Source organism: Ruminococcus bromii (assembly GCF_928721825.1).
Classification (GTDB): domain Bacteria; phylum Bacillota; class Clostridia; order Oscillospirales; family Acutalibacteraceae; genus Ruminococcoides; species Ruminococcoides bromii.
This window is the reverse complement of record NZ_CAKMVP010000003.1, coordinates 130,625-146,278: the sequence shown is the minus strand read 5'-3', so window position 1 is coordinate 146,278 and position 15,654 is coordinate 130,625. Positions and strand designations below refer to the sequence as shown.

At 41.9% G+C, this 15,654-nt stretch carries 13 protein-coding genes; 5 read left to right on the top strand and 8 right to left on the bottom strand.

From position 1 onward, the window contains the following. Positions 1 to 5: 5 nt before the first annotated feature. From QDI94_RS00945 to QDI94_RS00935, 3 genes are read left to right on the top strand one after another with little or no spacing between them, the layout of a single operon-like run. Positions 6 to 1,775: a V-type ATP synthase subunit A gene (locus QDI94_RS00945; protein WP_278866477.1), complete on the top strand. Its 1,770-nt coding sequence runs from the start codon at positions 6 to 8 to the stop codon at positions 1,773 to 1,775. Then, positions 1,775 to 3,148 (top strand): V-type ATP synthase subunit B, encoded by a 1,374-nt coding sequence (locus QDI94_RS00940; RefSeq protein ID WP_101029374.1) that lies wholly within the window; start codon positions 1,775 to 1,777, stop codon positions 3,146 to 3,148. Before QDI94_RS00945 ends, QDI94_RS00940 begins: the two co-directional genes overlap by 1 nt. Positions 3,149 to 3,169: 21 nt before the next feature. Next, positions 3,170 to 3,832 carry a V-type ATP synthase subunit D gene (locus QDI94_RS00935; RefSeq protein WP_176790513.1) on the top strand — a complete coding sequence of 221 codons (663 nt, stop codon included), beginning with the start codon at positions 3,170 to 3,172 and terminating at the stop codon, positions 3,830 to 3,832. 52 nt (positions 3,833 to 3,884) lie between these two features. Here QDI94_RS00935 and QDI94_RS00930 read toward each other — a convergent pair whose 3' ends face one another. The 3 genes from QDI94_RS00930 to QDI94_RS00920 form a co-directional block, all read right to left on the bottom strand. After that, positions 3,885 to 4,451, bottom strand: coding sequence for a GNAT family N-acetyltransferase (locus QDI94_RS00930; protein WP_278866476.1), 567 nt, complete (start codon positions 4,449 to 4,451; stop codon positions 3,885 to 3,887). 52 nt (positions 4,452 to 4,503) lie between these two features. After that, positions 4,504 to 5,868 carry an MATE family efflux transporter gene (locus QDI94_RS00925; RefSeq protein ID WP_278866475.1) on the bottom strand — a complete coding sequence of 455 codons (1,365 nt, stop codon included), beginning with the start codon at positions 5,866 to 5,868 and terminating at the stop codon, positions 4,504 to 4,506. A 600-nt stretch (positions 5,869 to 6,468) separates the two neighbouring features. Continuing rightward, on the bottom strand, positions 6,469 to 6,630 hold the full coding sequence (locus QDI94_RS00920) for a hypothetical protein (RefSeq protein ID WP_278866474.1): 162 nt from the start codon (positions 6,628 to 6,630) through the stop codon (positions 6,469 to 6,471). A 226-nt stretch (positions 6,631 to 6,856) separates the two neighbouring features. Here QDI94_RS00920 and QDI94_RS00915 point away from each other — a divergent pair, with 226 nt between their 5' ends. After that, positions 6,857 to 7,111, top strand: coding sequence for an autorepressor SdpR family transcription factor (locus QDI94_RS00915; RefSeq protein WP_021883691.1), 255 nt, complete (start codon positions 6,857 to 6,859; stop codon positions 7,109 to 7,111). Between the two features lie 11 nt (positions 7,112 to 7,122). Further along, positions 7,123 to 7,791, top strand: coding sequence for an SdpI family protein (locus QDI94_RS00910; protein ID WP_195231980.1), 669 nt, complete (start codon positions 7,123 to 7,125; stop codon positions 7,789 to 7,791). Between the two features lie 79 nt (positions 7,792 to 7,870). Here QDI94_RS00910 and QDI94_RS00905 read toward each other — a convergent pair whose 3' ends face one another. The 5 genes from QDI94_RS00905 to QDI94_RS00885 all read right to left on the bottom strand — a co-directional run bounded on the left by QDI94_RS00905 (position 7,871) and on the right by QDI94_RS00885 (position 15,594). Further along, on the bottom strand, positions 7,871 to 9,997 hold the full coding sequence (locus QDI94_RS00905; protein ID WP_278866471.1) for a heavy metal translocating P-type ATPase: 2,127 nt from the start codon (positions 9,995 to 9,997) through the stop codon (positions 7,871 to 7,873). Further along, complete coding sequence (locus QDI94_RS00900) at positions 9,997 to 10,254, bottom strand: hypothetical protein (RefSeq protein WP_015523513.1); 258 nt, start codon at positions 10,252 to 10,254, stop codon at positions 9,997 to 9,999. The genes QDI94_RS00905 and QDI94_RS00900 overlap by 1 nt, the downstream gene beginning before the upstream one ends. Before the next feature lie 143 nt (positions 10,255 to 10,397). Beyond that, positions 10,398 to 11,180, bottom strand: coding sequence for a ZIP family metal transporter (locus QDI94_RS00895; protein WP_278866468.1), 783 nt, complete (start codon positions 11,178 to 11,180; stop codon positions 10,398 to 10,400). A 111-nt stretch (positions 11,181 to 11,291) separates the two neighbouring features. Then, positions 11,292 to 14,441: an AAA family ATPase gene (locus tag QDI94_RS00890; RefSeq protein ID WP_278866466.1), complete on the bottom strand. Its 3,150-nt coding sequence runs from the start codon at positions 14,439 to 14,441 to the stop codon at positions 11,292 to 11,294. Beyond that, entirely contained in the window at positions 14,428 to 15,594 is a 1,167-nt protein-coding gene (locus QDI94_RS00885; RefSeq protein ID WP_278866464.1) for an exonuclease SbcCD subunit D, read from the bottom strand. Before QDI94_RS00885 ends, QDI94_RS00890 begins: the two co-directional genes overlap by 14 nt. Positions 15,595 to 15,654 lie beyond the last annotated feature (60 nt).

Genomic DNA, 15,654 nt, shown 5'->3' with positions numbered 1-15,654 from the left:
AGAATTTGAAATCTGGAATTATAACTAAGGTAGCAGGTCCTCTGGTAATTGCCGAGGGTATGCGTGATGCCGATATGTTCGATGTTGTGCGTGTAAGCAGTCAGCGACTTATCGGTGAAATAATTGAGATGCACGGTGACAGGGCATCAATTCAGGTATATGAAGAAACTTCGGGACTCGGACCCGGTGAGATTGTTGAATCCACAGGCGCTCCGCTTTCCGTTGAACTCGGTCCAGGACTTATCGGTTCAATTTATGACGGTATTCAGCGACCGCTTAACGAGATTATGAAGGTTGCCGGCACAAACCTCAAAAGAGGTGTTGATGTTCCGTCACTTGATCACAAAAAGAAGTGGCACTTTACTCCCCTTGTTAAAAAGGGCGACACAGTTGCGGCAGGCGACACACTCGGTACTGTTCAGGAAACACACGCTGTTCTTCACAGAATTCTTGTTCCCAACAAAACAACAGGCGGTGTTGTTGAAAGCATCAGCGAGGGCGATTTTACAATTGACGAAACGGTTGCCGTTCTCAAAACAGACAAGGGCAATGTTGAGATTAATATGTGTACAAAATGGCCTGTTCGTGTGGGCAGACCGTACAAAAGAAAGCTCTCCCCCGACATTCTTCTTACCACAGGTCAAAGACCTATCGACACACTCTTTCCGCTTGCAAAGGGTGGTGTAGCCGCAGTTCCGGGACCGTTCGGTTCGGGCAAAACTGTTGTTCAGCATCAGCTTGCAAAGTGGGCGGCTGCCGATATTATCGTATATATCGGTTGCGGTGAGCGTGGCAACGAGATGACCGATGTTCTTAACGAGTTCCCCGAACTTAAAGACCCACGCACAGGCAACTCTCTTATGGAGAGAACCGTGCTTATTGCAAACACATCCGATATGCCTGTTGCCGCCCGTGAGGCATCTATCTACACAGGCATTACTATTGCCGAGTATTTCCGTGATATGGGTTACACGGTTGCACTTATGGCTGACTCAACATCCCGTTGGGCGGAGGCTCTCCGTGAAATGTCGGGCCGTCTTGAAGAAATGCCCGGTGAAGAGGGTTATCCCGCATACCTCGGCAGCCGACTTGCACAGTTCTATGAAAGAGCAGGCCGTGTTATCGTAAACGGCAGTGAGGACACGGAAGGCGCACTCTCGGTTATCGGTGCTGTATCACCTCCGGGCGGTGATATCTCTGAGCCTGTATCACAGGCAACACTCAGAATCGTTAAGGTATTCTGGGGACTTGACGCAAACCTTGCTTACAAGCGGCACTTTCCTGCAATCAACTGGCTGACAAGTTATTCGCTTTATACAGACCAGCTTGCAGATTGGTTTTCAAAGAATGCCGCTCCCGACTTTATGGAGCTTCGCGGCAGACTTATGTCGCTGTTGCAGGAAGAAAGCGAACTTCAGGAAATTGTAAACCTTGTCGGTATGGACGCACTTTCCGCACCCGACAGACTTAAGCTTGAAACTTCCCGTTCAATCCGTGAGGACTACTTGCACCAGAACGCATTTGATCCGACAGACACATACACATCTCTCGGCAAGCAGGTGCTTATGATGAGGGCAATTCTTGCCTACTATGACAAGGCAAAAGAGGCTCTTGCAAACGGTGCAGACATTGAAATGCTTGTTAATCTTCCTGTCCGCGAACGCATAGGAAGATATAAATACGAACCCGAGGATAAGGTTCAGGATGAATTTGAGTCAATCAAGGCTCTGCTTGATTCGGAAATTAAGGATGTACTTGAAAGGAGTGAGGACTGATGCCAAAGGAATACCGCACAATACGAGAGGTTGCAGGTCCTCTTATGATGGTAAGCGATGTTGAGGGAGTAACATATGACGAGCTCGGCGAAATTGAACTTCCGAACGGTGAAACACGCCGTTGCAAGGTTCTTGAGGTTGACGGCTCAAACGCACTTGTTCAGCTTTTTGAATCAGCCGCAGGCATTAACCTTGCAAATTCAAAGGTAAGATTTTTAGGTCGTTCAATGGAACTTCCCGTATCTCCCGATATGCTTTCACGAGTATTTGACGGTCTTGGAAATCCGATTGACGGCGGCCCTGCTCTTATTCCCGAAAAAAGACTTGACATCAACGGAACACCTATGAACCCTGCCGCAAGAAACTATCCGCAGGAATTTATTCAGACAGGTATTTCAGCAATTGACGGACTTAACACACTTGTAAGAGGACAGAAGCTGCCTATCTTCTCGGCATCCGGTCTGCCCCATGCCCAACTTGCCGCTCAGATTGCAAGACAGGCGGCTGTAAGAGGCAAGGACGAACAGTTTGCCGTTGTATTTGCCGCAATGGGTATTACATTTGAAGAATCCGACTACTTTGTTCAGTCATTCAAGGAAACAGGCGCTATTGACAGAACCGTAATGTTTGTAAACCTTGCAAACGACCCTGCCATTGAGCGTATTGCAACTCCTAAAATGGCACTCACGGCGGCTGAATATCTTGCATTTGACAGAGGAATGCATGTTCTCGTTATTATGACCGACATCACAAACTATGCTGATGCGCTCCGTGAGGTTTCTGCCGCAAGAAAAGAAGTTCCGGGCAGACGAGGCTATCCGGGTTATATGTACACAGACCTTGCAACATTGTATGAAAGAGCCGGCAGACTTAAAGGCAAAGAGGGTTCAATCACTCTTATTCCGATTCTAACAATGCCCGAAGATGACAAGACTCACCCAATTCCCGACCTTACAGGTTACATCACAGAGGGTCAGATTATCCTATCTCGTGAGCTTTACCGAAAGGGAATTACTCCGCCGATTGATGTTCTTCCGTCGCTTTCAAGACTTAAAGACAAGGGCATCGGTCCAGACAGAACCCGTAAAGACCACGCCGCAACCATGAACCAGCTTTTTGCCGCTTATGCAAGAGGCAAAGACGCAAGAGAGCTTATGGTAATTCTCGGCGAGGCGGCTCTTACCGATATGGATAAAAAGTATGCCGAATTTGCCGAGGCATTTGAGCGCGAGTATGTTTCACAGGGTTATGACGCAAACCGTTCAATTGAAGAAACACTTGACATCGGCTGGAAGCTTTTGCACATTCTTCCAAGAAGTGAACTTAAACGAATTAAGGACGATATGCTTGACGAGTTTTACGGTAAAGAATAATCGCATTGAAGGTGTTTGCTAATGGCAGTTATGAATGTTAATCCCACCCGTATGCAGTTGACAAAGCTGAAAAAACAGCTTGCAACCGCAACCCGTGGTCATAAAATGTTAAAAGACAAGCGTGACGAACTGATGCGCCGATTTCTTGACCTTGTAAGAGAAAACAAGGAGCTTCGCGAGAAGATTGAAAGAGAGCTTGCAGAGTGCAACAACCACTTTGTGAATGCAAGTGCGGTTATGTCAAAAGAGGCTCTGGACGCCTCACTGATGTCACCAAAGCAGAGAATTGACCTTGAGCTTTCTTCAAAAAATGTTATGAGCGTTGATATTCCGCAGTTTTCATCAAGCACACGAACAAGCAACGAGGGCGATATTTTTCCCTACGGTTTTGCGTTTACTTCGTTTGAACTTGATGATGCGGTTATGTCGCTCAACGAGCTTTTGCCCGACCTGATAAGGCTCGCTGAAATTGAAAAAAGCTGTGAGCTTATGTCGGCAGAAATTGAAAAGACACGCCGCCGTGTTAATTCGCTTGAGCATGTTATGATTCCGAGATATCAGGAAACAATCAAATACATCTCGATGAAGCTTGAAGAAAATGACCGCAGCAGCCGTACCAGGCTGATGAAGGTTAAGGATATGCTTCTTGACAAGGCACATCATTATTCGGAACACTATAATTAACTACACAACAAAACAGGGACAGCACATATGAAATCGTGCTGTCCCGTTTTTATTATTTGAAATATTTTCCGCTGCCCTTCATTTCTGTTTTAATGAAGTGCGACATAATTTTGCCGAGATATTTTTTCATCATTTTGTTATAGCTTTCGGGATTGACTTCACCGCCGTATGCCATAACATCAAATGTTATTTTCGCCTCAACAATCTTTGCATTCAGCCTTAAAAATCCGCAACGCTGATAGAATTTATAACGACTCATTCGCTGTTTTTGATTGGGAGCATTTTCTTCTTCAAGCTGTTCAATTGCAAGAAAAATCTTTTTACCATTATAGAGATTTTTAAATTCATCAAGCACGGCAACTCCGATTCCGTGTCCCCTCTCCTTTTCGGAAATTGCATAGTAGTACACATAGACAACTTCGCCGTCCGTGATTGCATAGATAAGTCCAATCCACTTTTCTTCATCATAAATTGCGTAGAAATCTGCACCCTCATTTTTTGATTTTTTCATCAAAAGCCAAAACGGTACTCTCTCAACGGCAGGAAATGCGGAAAAGTATAATTCTTTTACAGATTTATAATCACAAATTTGTTTTGTGACTTTTTTAAAGCAAATCATAAAAATCCCTTTCGTTATTATAATCACAGGGAATATTGTACCACATAAAGGATTAATTTGCCACAACAGTTTTCGTCTTTGAAAGTTTTCTTATTTTAACATAATAAACCGCAATCATAAGGAGCATACTTCCTGTCCATGCGGCAGGACCGGCAACACAGATTGATGCGTAACCTATTACAGAACTGAAAATGACGGGCGTCATAATTCGCATAACAACTTCGATAAGCGAACCGATCATAGGCACAATGCCGTTTTTAAGTCCCTGAATTGTTCCACGGTATATAAACAGCATTGCAAGCGACCACTCAAACGGGCAGTTCCAGAAGATAAACTGAACGGAATAATCAATAGTCTGCTGTGAGCTTCCGCTTGTGAAGATTCCTGTTATCGGCTGAGCAAAAATCATTGAAACCGCACCTATTACAATTGAATATACAATGCAAATTAACAGGCAGAAATTAACGCCTTTTTTGATTCTGTCATATCTTCCTGCACCCTCGTTCTGACCTGCAAATGTTGCGATAACCGTACTCATTGAGTTCATCGGATTCTGGATGAGGAGCTGAACACGGTTGCCGATTGTGTAGGCGGCAACGGCATATGAACCGAACTGATTTACGAAATACTGCAAAACCATCATTCCGATTGAAATTACTGAGTTTTGAAGTCCCATCGGAAAACCAACTTTTAGTTCGTCCCGTACAGTTAAAGTCAAATTTTTAAAGCTGTTTCTGTTCGGCAAAAGCATTTTCACCTTGAAAAAAATGTACACGCAACAGAGAACCGCCGACACAAGCTGAGAGATTACCGTTGCAATTGCCGCACCCGAAACATCCCACCTGAACACTATGATAAATAACAGGTCAAGTCCCACATTCATTACGGATGAAAAGAGCAACAGATAAAGCGGAGTTTTGCTGTCACCAACCGAACGCAGAAGTGATGCCGTAAGGTTGTAGAGCATTGTGGCGGGGATTCCGAGGTAAATTATTGTAAGATATCTGCTTGCATACTCGAATGTATCCGAGGTTGTTCCGAGCATTGTAAGCAGCGGATTAACAAGAAGTACAAACGAAACAGTAAGCACAACAGCCGACACTACGCCAATTATTATGTGGGCGGCAACGCTCTTTTTCACCCGTTCCATATCGTTTGCACCGAAATGCTGTGAAGTGATTACCGAACAGCCGGCGGAAAGTCCTATGAAAAATCCGAGTGCAAAAAAGTTGAGTGAACTCGTTGAACCGACAGCCGCAAGCTTTATTTCACCGAGAGTCTGACCGACAATCAGCGTATCGACAACATTGTAAAGCTCCTGCAAAAGGTTGCCGATTATTACGGGAATTGCAAAAAATAAAATCTGACTTGAAATTTTTCCCTGAGTCAGATTTCTAACAGATTTTGAACCATTCATAACATTCACACTTCTTATCAAAAATTTTTATGTTTTTAATATCTTTTTCGTTTAAATTTAAGTCTTGGCAACACTCTGATTTTGATTGTTCAAATGCAGAGTATGTTGTATATAGCAAACAGATTTAAATCAGAGCAACACTCTGCTTTGCTTGCAAGGAGCAGAGTGTGCGATAGATTGCAATCTGTGCAAAGGAGCGATAGCTCCTCGGGATTTCAGTCATTAGACTGAAACCCTGAGAAGTACCGCATCGCTAAGCGGTGCGGTACTTCTGCACTAGATTATAGCACAGCGATTTGTGAATGTAAATGTATAGGAATGACGAAATAAAGACGCTTTTGTTTTGAAAAAACTTTACACAATGCACAGTATTGATTTTGTCCTATTTTATTACAGCATAATTTTATAACCAAATAATAAGTATTTCACATTATCCGATTATTATTGACTGTTTCAAGAATACAACCGTTTTGATGAAAATTTGCAAATTGTCAATATTTTGTTATTCTGAGTTTTCAGCAAAAACAAAACAGAGTCGAAAAAACGACTCTGCCTTGTAACATTAGAGAAAATATTTATGAAAACAAACTGTCTTATTAATCAGTCTTTTTTAACATTGAAAGCGTCCGTACCGACTGCTGTATCGTTAATTACTGTATTAATACTTTCAACTGATTTTGAAACACCCTGTCGGGAGGTAAGCACATCCTCCCGAGTAAAGGCTTTCGGTACCCGCAAGGGAAGTCCACATGATTTATTCAAAAGAGTTAGCCTCTGCTAACTGAGTATTATTATATACCACTCAACAAAGAAAATCAAGAGAAATTTTTTATTTTTTCTGCAATATTCGTCAGAGGTATTTTAAAGCTATTTAAAAATATTTTTAAATAGTTCTTGACTTTTCGGTAAATCAGGCTATAATAAAGCTACAAGCTATTTAAAATATTTTTTAAATAGCTGTGATAGGACTTTGTGAGGAGGTATCTGCTTGTCACTGAACGGTACACTTAAAGCACTTTCAGATCCGATAAGAAGAAATATTCTGACAATGCTGAAAGGCAAGAAAATGATTGCAGGTGACATTGCCGAAGAACTTGGAATTTCACCTGCATCGCTTTCATATCACCTCAATCTGTTGAAGAAAAACGACCTGGTGATTGAATCAAAAGAAAAAAATTATGTTTATTATGAGCTTAACACAACCCTGTTTGACGAACTCATAATGTGGCTTAAACAATTTTAGGAGTTGATTTTATGAAAAAGCTGAATAAAATTATGCTTGCACTTTCCATATTGCCCACTTTGCTTACTTCCGTATTTTTATTCTTTATGAATGACACCGTTCCCATGCACTACAACGCAAGCGGTGCTGTTGACCGTTACGGTTCAAAATACGAAAACTTCATTTTCCCTGCAATCATTCTGTTTATGTATGCATTTTACATGGTATATACCAAGATATATACTAAATACAGCACAAACAGCGTTGAAAAGATAAATAACAATGTAAAAATCACTGCGATACTTGTGACATCAATCATTGCGGCTTTCAATATCCTTCAATTGATGTTTCTCATTCTGGCAATTTTAAAGCCCGACAGCACAACTTTTACAGATAATGTGCCGTTCATTATAAATACGGTTATGGGTTTGATGTTGATTATTGCGGGCAACTTTCTTCCGAAAACAAAACGAAATTCGTTTATCGGAGTAAAAACATCATGGACTCAAAGCAGTGACTTGGCGTGGTATGAATCAAACCGAGCCGGCGGAATTGCCTTTGTAGTTACCGGAGTTTTGACAATCATTGAAAGCTCATTCATAAAGGGAATCAATTCAACAATTATTATGGTTGCAATTCTTCTGATAAGCATTGCCGTTGCCTACATCTATGCGTATGTAAAAGTGAAAAAATCCGCTTAATCAAGCACAAAACCGCTGTCGGGATTAAACCTGACAGCGGTTGTTTTTTGAAATATTTACTTATAAATATTCATTAAAATTACTGCTCTGCTTTTTCGGGGAGCGACAAAGCTTTGTCTTTATCATTTTTCTTTGTAAGCGGAGTCATACTCTTTGCACAAATCATCATAGTTGACGCATTATGCAAAAATGCCGAAACCGACGGCTGAATAACGCCCATAAAGCCTGAAAGCAAAAGTGCCGAATTGAAAGCAATTATGAAACGATAGTTTTTGTTGATTCGTTTCATAAGGTCTTTGCTCAACTTACGAACACGCACAAGCGCACGCAAATCAGAGCCTTTTATGGTAATATCCGCAGTTTCACGGGCAATGTCGGACGCATCGTTCATTGCAACCGAAACATTTGCGGCGGCAAGTGCCGGAGTATCGTTGATACCGTCACCGACCATAATTACCTTCTGACCGTTCTGCTTCATTTCTTCAACATATCTGTGCTTGTCCTCAGGGAGAACCTGACACTTATAGTCGGTAATTCCGAGCATTGCGGCAGTCGCCTTTGCGGCTCTGTAGCTGTCGCCCGTGAGCATAACAACATTCTTTATGCCCTGTTTTTTGAGCATAACAATTGCCTGTTTTGCTTCTTTTCGAGGCGGATCGCTGATGCACAATGCACCCGAAAGTTCACCGCCGATTGCAAGGTAAAGCACGGAACATGAGCCGGATTTTTCGTCAATAATATTCTGCTGTTCCTTTGTAACGGTAACATTTTCATCCTCAACAACAAAATGCTTACTGCCGATTATTGCACGCTTACCGTGAAGTGTTGTTGCAATACCGTGGGCAACAACATACTCAACCTCTGTATGCTCCTCGGAGTGAGAAATTCCTCGTTTTTCAGCACCGATTACAACGGCATTTGCTACGCTGTGCGGAAAATGCTCCTCAAGACAGGCTGAGATTCTGAGAACCTCGTCCTCTGTATAATTGCCGAATGCAACAACCTTTTCAAGAACAGGCTCTGCGTTTGTGAGAGTACCTGTCTTATCAAACACGATTGTGTCAGCGTTTGCAAAAGCCTCAAGATACTTTCCGCCCTTGATTGTAATATCGTTGTCAGCCGCCTCTTTGACAGCTGAAATTACGGCAATAGGGGTTGACAGCTTGATTGCACAGGAGTAGTCAACCATAAGAAGTGAAACTGCCCTTGTGATGTTTTTTGTGAAGATAAGAGTTGCGAAAAATCCGATAAAGCTGAACGGAACAATTCTGTCGGCAAGAGTTTCGGCACGGCTCTGAACACCTGCCTTGAGTTCCTCGGAATTGCCGATAAGCTCAATAATCTTGCTGATTTTAGTATTTGACGCAAGCTGACGGACTGTTACAACAATACTGCCCTCTTCGATTACCGTACCTGCATAAACGGAAATTCCCTCACGCTTTAATACAGGCAACGGCTCGCCTGTCATTGACGACTCGTTTACGGTTGCCTCACCGTCTGCAACAACACCGTCAACAGGAATAACCTTGCCTGTTTGAACACGGATTTTGTCGCCGACACGCAGATCCTCAATCGGAATGAGAACATCGCCGTCATCGGTAACAAGCCATACCCTGTCGGTCTTGATTGCAAGGCTGTCTGTGAGAACCGCCTTTGTCCTTGCGTGAGTATATTCTTCAAGCAAGCCCGATATTCTGAGCATAAACATAACCGTTGCGGCTGTTTTGAACTTGCGTTGACACAAGCATGCCACAACAGATGCACCGTCAAGCACATCTACGGTAAGTTTACCGTTCCAAAGAGTTTTGAGAGCCTTTTTAATATATTTTGCACTTCTGTAAAGAGTGATTGCCGTTCTTATCGGAGCAGGAAGGAACATCTTTGAAAGATAGTGCTTTGCAACAAGAGTGAAAAGATTGTCATGAAAATCGCTGTCAATCTTCTGAATTCCAAATTCTGCACTCGGTTCGTTCTTTTTAAGAGCTTTTACATTGATAGCTCTTACAAGGTCGATAATTTTACTTCTGCTGCCCTTTGTGTAATTGACAAGAATACCGCCGTTTGCAGAACTTACCTGTGCCGAATTCACATAAGGAGATGCGGTCACAAGATTATAGACTGCCCCCTCATACTCCTTATCAAATGCATATGCGCCGCAGCGAAAACGAATTCTCTGCGGCTTGTCATAGACAATTTTAAATTTCATTATTCTGTCACTTCTTCAGCGGCAGCATCTTCGTGAATACCTGCCTCTGTTTTAGCATCATAGCAGATATCCGAAGCTTCATCCTTCATATTCTGAAAAGCTGCCTTTGCATCTTTCTGAAGCTTCATACCCTTTGCAAGACCTGTAACTGCAAGACTGCGGGTTTTATCTGCTTTAAGTATCTTTTTGCCTACGATTACTGCTGCTGCGCCTGCAACTGCACACCATAATTTTTCGTTCTTGAATACTTTCAACATATAAAGTCCTCCTTTAACGCTCATATGCACAAATGTACATATATTTAAGTTGTTTTACACAACAACTTTACCATTAATTATATAATATATGACAAATTTGTCAAGAATTTGCAGAGTGAAAATTTTCCGATTTTATAAAAAATTTATCCGAGAGCAACATCAAGAACCATCATCAGCGTAAATCCTATTGCAACACCGATTGTTCCGATGTTGGAATGTTTGCCGTTTTGTGATTCCGGAATAAGCTCTTCGGTTACAACATATATCATTGCTCCTGCGGCAAATGAGAGAAGATACGGCAACAACGGAACCGCTATTCCTGCAAAAATCACCGTAAGTACAGCACCGATAGGCTCTACAACTCCCGACATAATTCCGAGAAAGCATGACTTTTTGCGTGACGCTCCGCCTGCATGGAGCGGAAGTGAAATTATTGCCCCCTCGGGAAAATTCTGTATTGCAATACCTACCGCAAGAGCCAATGCGCCTGCAACGGTTATTCCGGTATTATTGGAAATTGCTCCGACAAATGTTACACCTACCGCCATTCCCTCCGGGATATTGTGCAAGGTAACGGCAAGAACGAGCATAGTGTTCTTTGAAAGGCTTGAATGAACGCCCTCGGGATTGTCGCTGTCAAGGTGCATATGCGGTATAACGCTGTCGAGCAAAAGCAAAAATCCAATTCCGAGCAAAAATCCGACTGTCGCAGGAATCCACGCAACTATGTTCTGACTTTCTGCCATTTCAATCGACGGAATCAACAACGACCATATTGATGCCGCAATCATTACTCCCGATGCAAATCCGAGCAGAAATTTTTGCAACTTTTGATTGAATTCTCCTTTTGAAAAAAGTACAACGGCTGAGCCGAGCGATGTTCCGAGAAACGGTATTAAAATTATAATCAGTCCGTTTAAAAGCATATTGACCTCCTTGTAGTTAGTCTTTGCTAACTACATTGTAGCACAATAAATTTTAAAATACAATAGCGGAACAGAAAATCTCTGCTCCGCTGCATAATATGATGTGATATGTTAATCTGTAATAATTTTTATTGAACTGCCTGACTTTGTGCCGACAACCTCGATTTTGTTGCCTATGCTGTTTTTCAGCTCGCTTATGTGGGAAATGATACCCACAAGGCGGTTGCCGTTGCCTGTAAGGTCATTCAGCGTTTCAATTGCAGATGCAAGGCTGTCGTTGTCAAGTGAACCGAATCCCTCGTCAATAAAGATTGAATCAAGTCTGATTCCGCCGTTTCTCTGCTGAATAATGTCGGAAAGTCCGAGTGCAAGCGCAAGTGACGCCTGAAAAGATTCTCCGCCCGAAAGAGATGAAATATCTCTTTCCTTGTTGTTAAAATTATCACGAACGCTGATTTCAAGTCCTGCGCTGATTCGCTTGTCACGGCTTTCGCCACGGACAATTTCATAGCGACCGCCCGTCATTTTTGAAAAACGCAGATTAGCATAGTACAAAACCTGTTCAAAATACGAACCCATAATGTAGCGTTCAAAGGTGATTTTGCTGTTATCGGAAACAATTTCACCGTTGGCGGTTTTCTTGAGATTTTCGTAAACATCGGCTATTCTGAGCTTTTCCTCAAAGTCATTTTTAAGCTTTTCAACGCTGTTGTAAATGTTTTGATTATTGTGCAGACTTCTGTCGCCTGCGGTATAAAGATTGTCCCATTTTTCCTTTTCAGAAGTATAGCTATCAATCAGTTCATTGATTTTAAGGACATCTTCCCTTTGCTTTCCTTCAACTGATTTTTCACAGGCTTCAACCGTTGCCCGAGATTTTTTCAGAGAATCGGTAAAGGTTTCTGCCTCTCGTTTTAATTCTTTTATGGAATCTTCAGTCAACAAATTAAAATCAGGACATTCCAAGATATTATTCTCTGAAAGAACAATATCAAGCTCCGATTTTTTGTTTTCAAGTTCAGATTCAAAACTTTTCAGCTGTTTTGCAGTTTCGTTTTCAACAGAAACCTTGCTATCAAAATCAGACTTTGCATTTGAAAGCTCGCTTTGCGCAAGGTCGATTTCCGACTTAATCTGCTTTGCCTTGTCGGCACAAGCCTTTGCCGCATTCAAAAGTTCTTCAACCGATGAGTATTTTATCTCAGCTTTAAGGCTCTCGGTTTCTTCTTTTGCGGAATTATATTTGCTTTTTGCGTCAGCATTTTTGCGAATTAATTCTGTATGAACAAGGTCAAGCTTTTTAAGCTTTTCATCAAACCTTGAGATTTCAGCCTTGCAGACCTCACGCTGTTCTCTGACTTTTTCAAGGTCAGAAGCTTCGGTTTCAAGCGCTTTTAATTGCTTCTTTTGTTCCGACAAAAGCTGTGAAATCATTTCGGCTGAAAGTGTTTCGACATCAACCTCAAGTGCATTCGCAAATTCCGTGACATTTGTTTTTGCGGATTCTGATTCCGTTTCAAGCCTTGTGACCTCATTTGACTTTTTATGAACGGCGCTTTCAGCAACTTCACACCTTGCCTTCAAAGCATCGAGCGTATCCTTGTCGGGGGCATTTTCGCTGTGTTTTGCCGGATTCGGATGATGCAATGAACCGCAGACGGGACACGGCTTTTCATCTTCAAGTGTGTCGGCAAGCACACCTGCCATATTCATTATATAGATATTGTGCTTAGTGTTGTACTCGTTGTTGAGTGCCGTTGCCGACTTTGCAAGGTCGGCACATTCTGCTTTTGCATTAGTCAACCTTGCATTGATTTTTGCGAGATTTTGATATTCCGCAGAAAGCCTTTCAGCCTTGCCTGATTTATCTTTCAATGCGGTTATTTTGCTCTTGGCGTCAAAAATTTTCTGCTCTGTGTCGCTGTTTTCTGAGATAAATTTTTCCGCTTTTGTCTTTAGATTTTCCGTATCCGAATAAGATTTTCTGTTGTCTGAAATTTCCTTTTCGGAATTTTGCAAAACTGATTCATATACACTCAAATTTGCCGTAAGGTTAAAATATTTTCTGTAAGTATCTTCCTTTGCACGGAGTTTTCCCGATTCCTCGTTTAGGGTTGCGATTTTGCCCTCAAGCGACTTTTTCTCGGCAAAAACATTCTGTTTTAATTTCAAATTTTCTTCGGCGGATTTTCTGTTTATTTCCGCATTTTTACAGTTTTTGAGTGCCGAATCATATCTTTTCCGTGACTCGGCAAAGCTGTCATATTTTGGCTTTACTGAGTGCAGTATTTTTTCGTCATTCTCAGCTTTTTTGAGCATTTCATCGTAATGCGGTTTGCTCTGCAAAAGCTGTTCGAGGCGGAGCTTTTCGGCATCAAGAGTATCGAATTTATTATTAATTTCAACTGCAAGAGCCTTTTTCTTTTCTTCCTCAAGAATTGTCTTTTCAAGCTCTTTTCGCTTTTTTTCAATTTCTGCATTGTCCTTTTTCTGCATCTCGGAAAGTACCGATAGGTGCAAAAGAAATTGCTCAATATCAATTACCGTAAGGTCTGTTCTGTCGGTATAAAGGCTGATTTTTTCGCTGATTTCGGCAAAGTTGTCATCATCGGGAATTTCAACGGCAACGGTTTTTGACTTGATAAGTTCGCAGACCTTTTTCTTTTCTTCAAGCTTTTCGGCTGACTCTGTTTTCAGCCTGTCCTGAAATTCTTTGTAGATGTCCGTGTGAAAAATTTTGCGAAAAATCTCGCTTCGCTTTTCACTTCCCGACTCAATGAATTTTTTGAATTCGCCCTGTGCAAGCATTGCTATCTGGCGGTACTCATCACATTTCAAGCCGATAATTTCGCTGATTTTATTATTGACCTCGCCCGTTTTTGTGAGCGGAGTTGTAATGTCATCACCCGTAAGCTCTGCTGAAGCACCCTCAATTTTACTGCCTGTTCCACGCTTTTTTGCGACCTCATTCGAGGTGGTTCTGATGATGCGGTACTTCTTTCCCCTGTGTTCAAAGTCAAGCTCAACATAGGTGCGTGTGAGCGGTTTTGCAAAGTTACTGCGGAGCATTTCGCCGTTTCGTGAAGAACCGCTTGTTTCACCGAAAAGGGCAAAGCAGATTGCGTCGAAAATTGTTGTCTTTCCTGCGCCCGTTGTGCCTGTTATGAGGAAAAGCCCTTTGCCGTCAAATGCCGAAAAATCTACAGTTTCAACATCGGCATACGGTCCGAAAGCGCTCATTTTCAGTTTAATCGGTTTCATCGTTTACACCTCCGATTTCTTTGAAAATTCTCTCAATAATTTTTACGGATTCGGGTTCAATCTCTTTTCCGTTCTGCATTTTATAGAAATCCGAAAATAGTTCAATATTGCTCTTGCCATCTGTTTTACCGTACATTTCGGGAGTCATTTCAATGCTCTTTTTTCTGTTGACATATTCAAGCCCCATAATGTTGGGATAGATATTTTCAAGCGTTGAAAATGCATTGGTAACGGGATTTTCGTCCGTAAGCTCGGCAAAAACATAGTCATCGGTTTTATCGTCATATGTGTCGGATATCGGATTTTCTGCAAGTTCACGCAGAGTTCCTTTTATGATTCTCATATCATGCAACGGCTGTACGGGAATTTCTTCAAGATTTAATTTTCCGTTTGAAAGCTCGCCGAAAATCACACATTTTTTGTTGCGACATTCAGTTTTTGAATATTTTATCGGCGAACCGCAATAGGCAATATTTTTGTTTTTGCCCATAATCTGCTTGCCGTGAATATGACCGAGTGCAACATAATCGAACGGTTCAAAAACATACGGCTCAACATTATCAAGCGTACCGAGGCTTGACTCCGAGCCCGAGGTTTCACTGCCCGTTACAAACTGGTGAGCAATCAAAATATTGGTTTCATCGGCATTGATATCGGAATGTTCAAGCACAACCATGACAGCAGTTGTATAGTCGGTAATTTTAGCCGATTCTTCGGGATATACCTTACGCACAAATGACGGACGGATAAACGGCAGCGAGAAAATATTAACCCTTTCTCCGTCACATTCAACAGTATTTTTTCTTGCAACACCTTCAAACACACCGTCGGTAAAAATTCCGTTGAGTTCAATCAGCTTGTTGAAATAACCGATTCTTTCGGGCGAATCGTGATTTCCGCTGATTACAAAGGTTTTCAACCCTGTTTTGCCGTGAAGCCCTGCAATTTCAGTCATAAAGTTGTCGAACAATTCAACTGCCTCGGCAGACGGCAAAGACTTGTCATAAATATCTCCTGCAATCAGCAAAGCGTCGGGATTTTTCTCTTTTATAATCTCAACAATCCGCTCAAGCATATAGCGTTGATCATCAAGCATTCTGTAGCCGTTCACATATTTTCCAATATGCAAATCCGAAATATGCAAAAACTTCATTTTAAAAATCCTTTCAGTTAATCAAAACTTTCCAAACTAATTAAACAAGAGACTATGCGT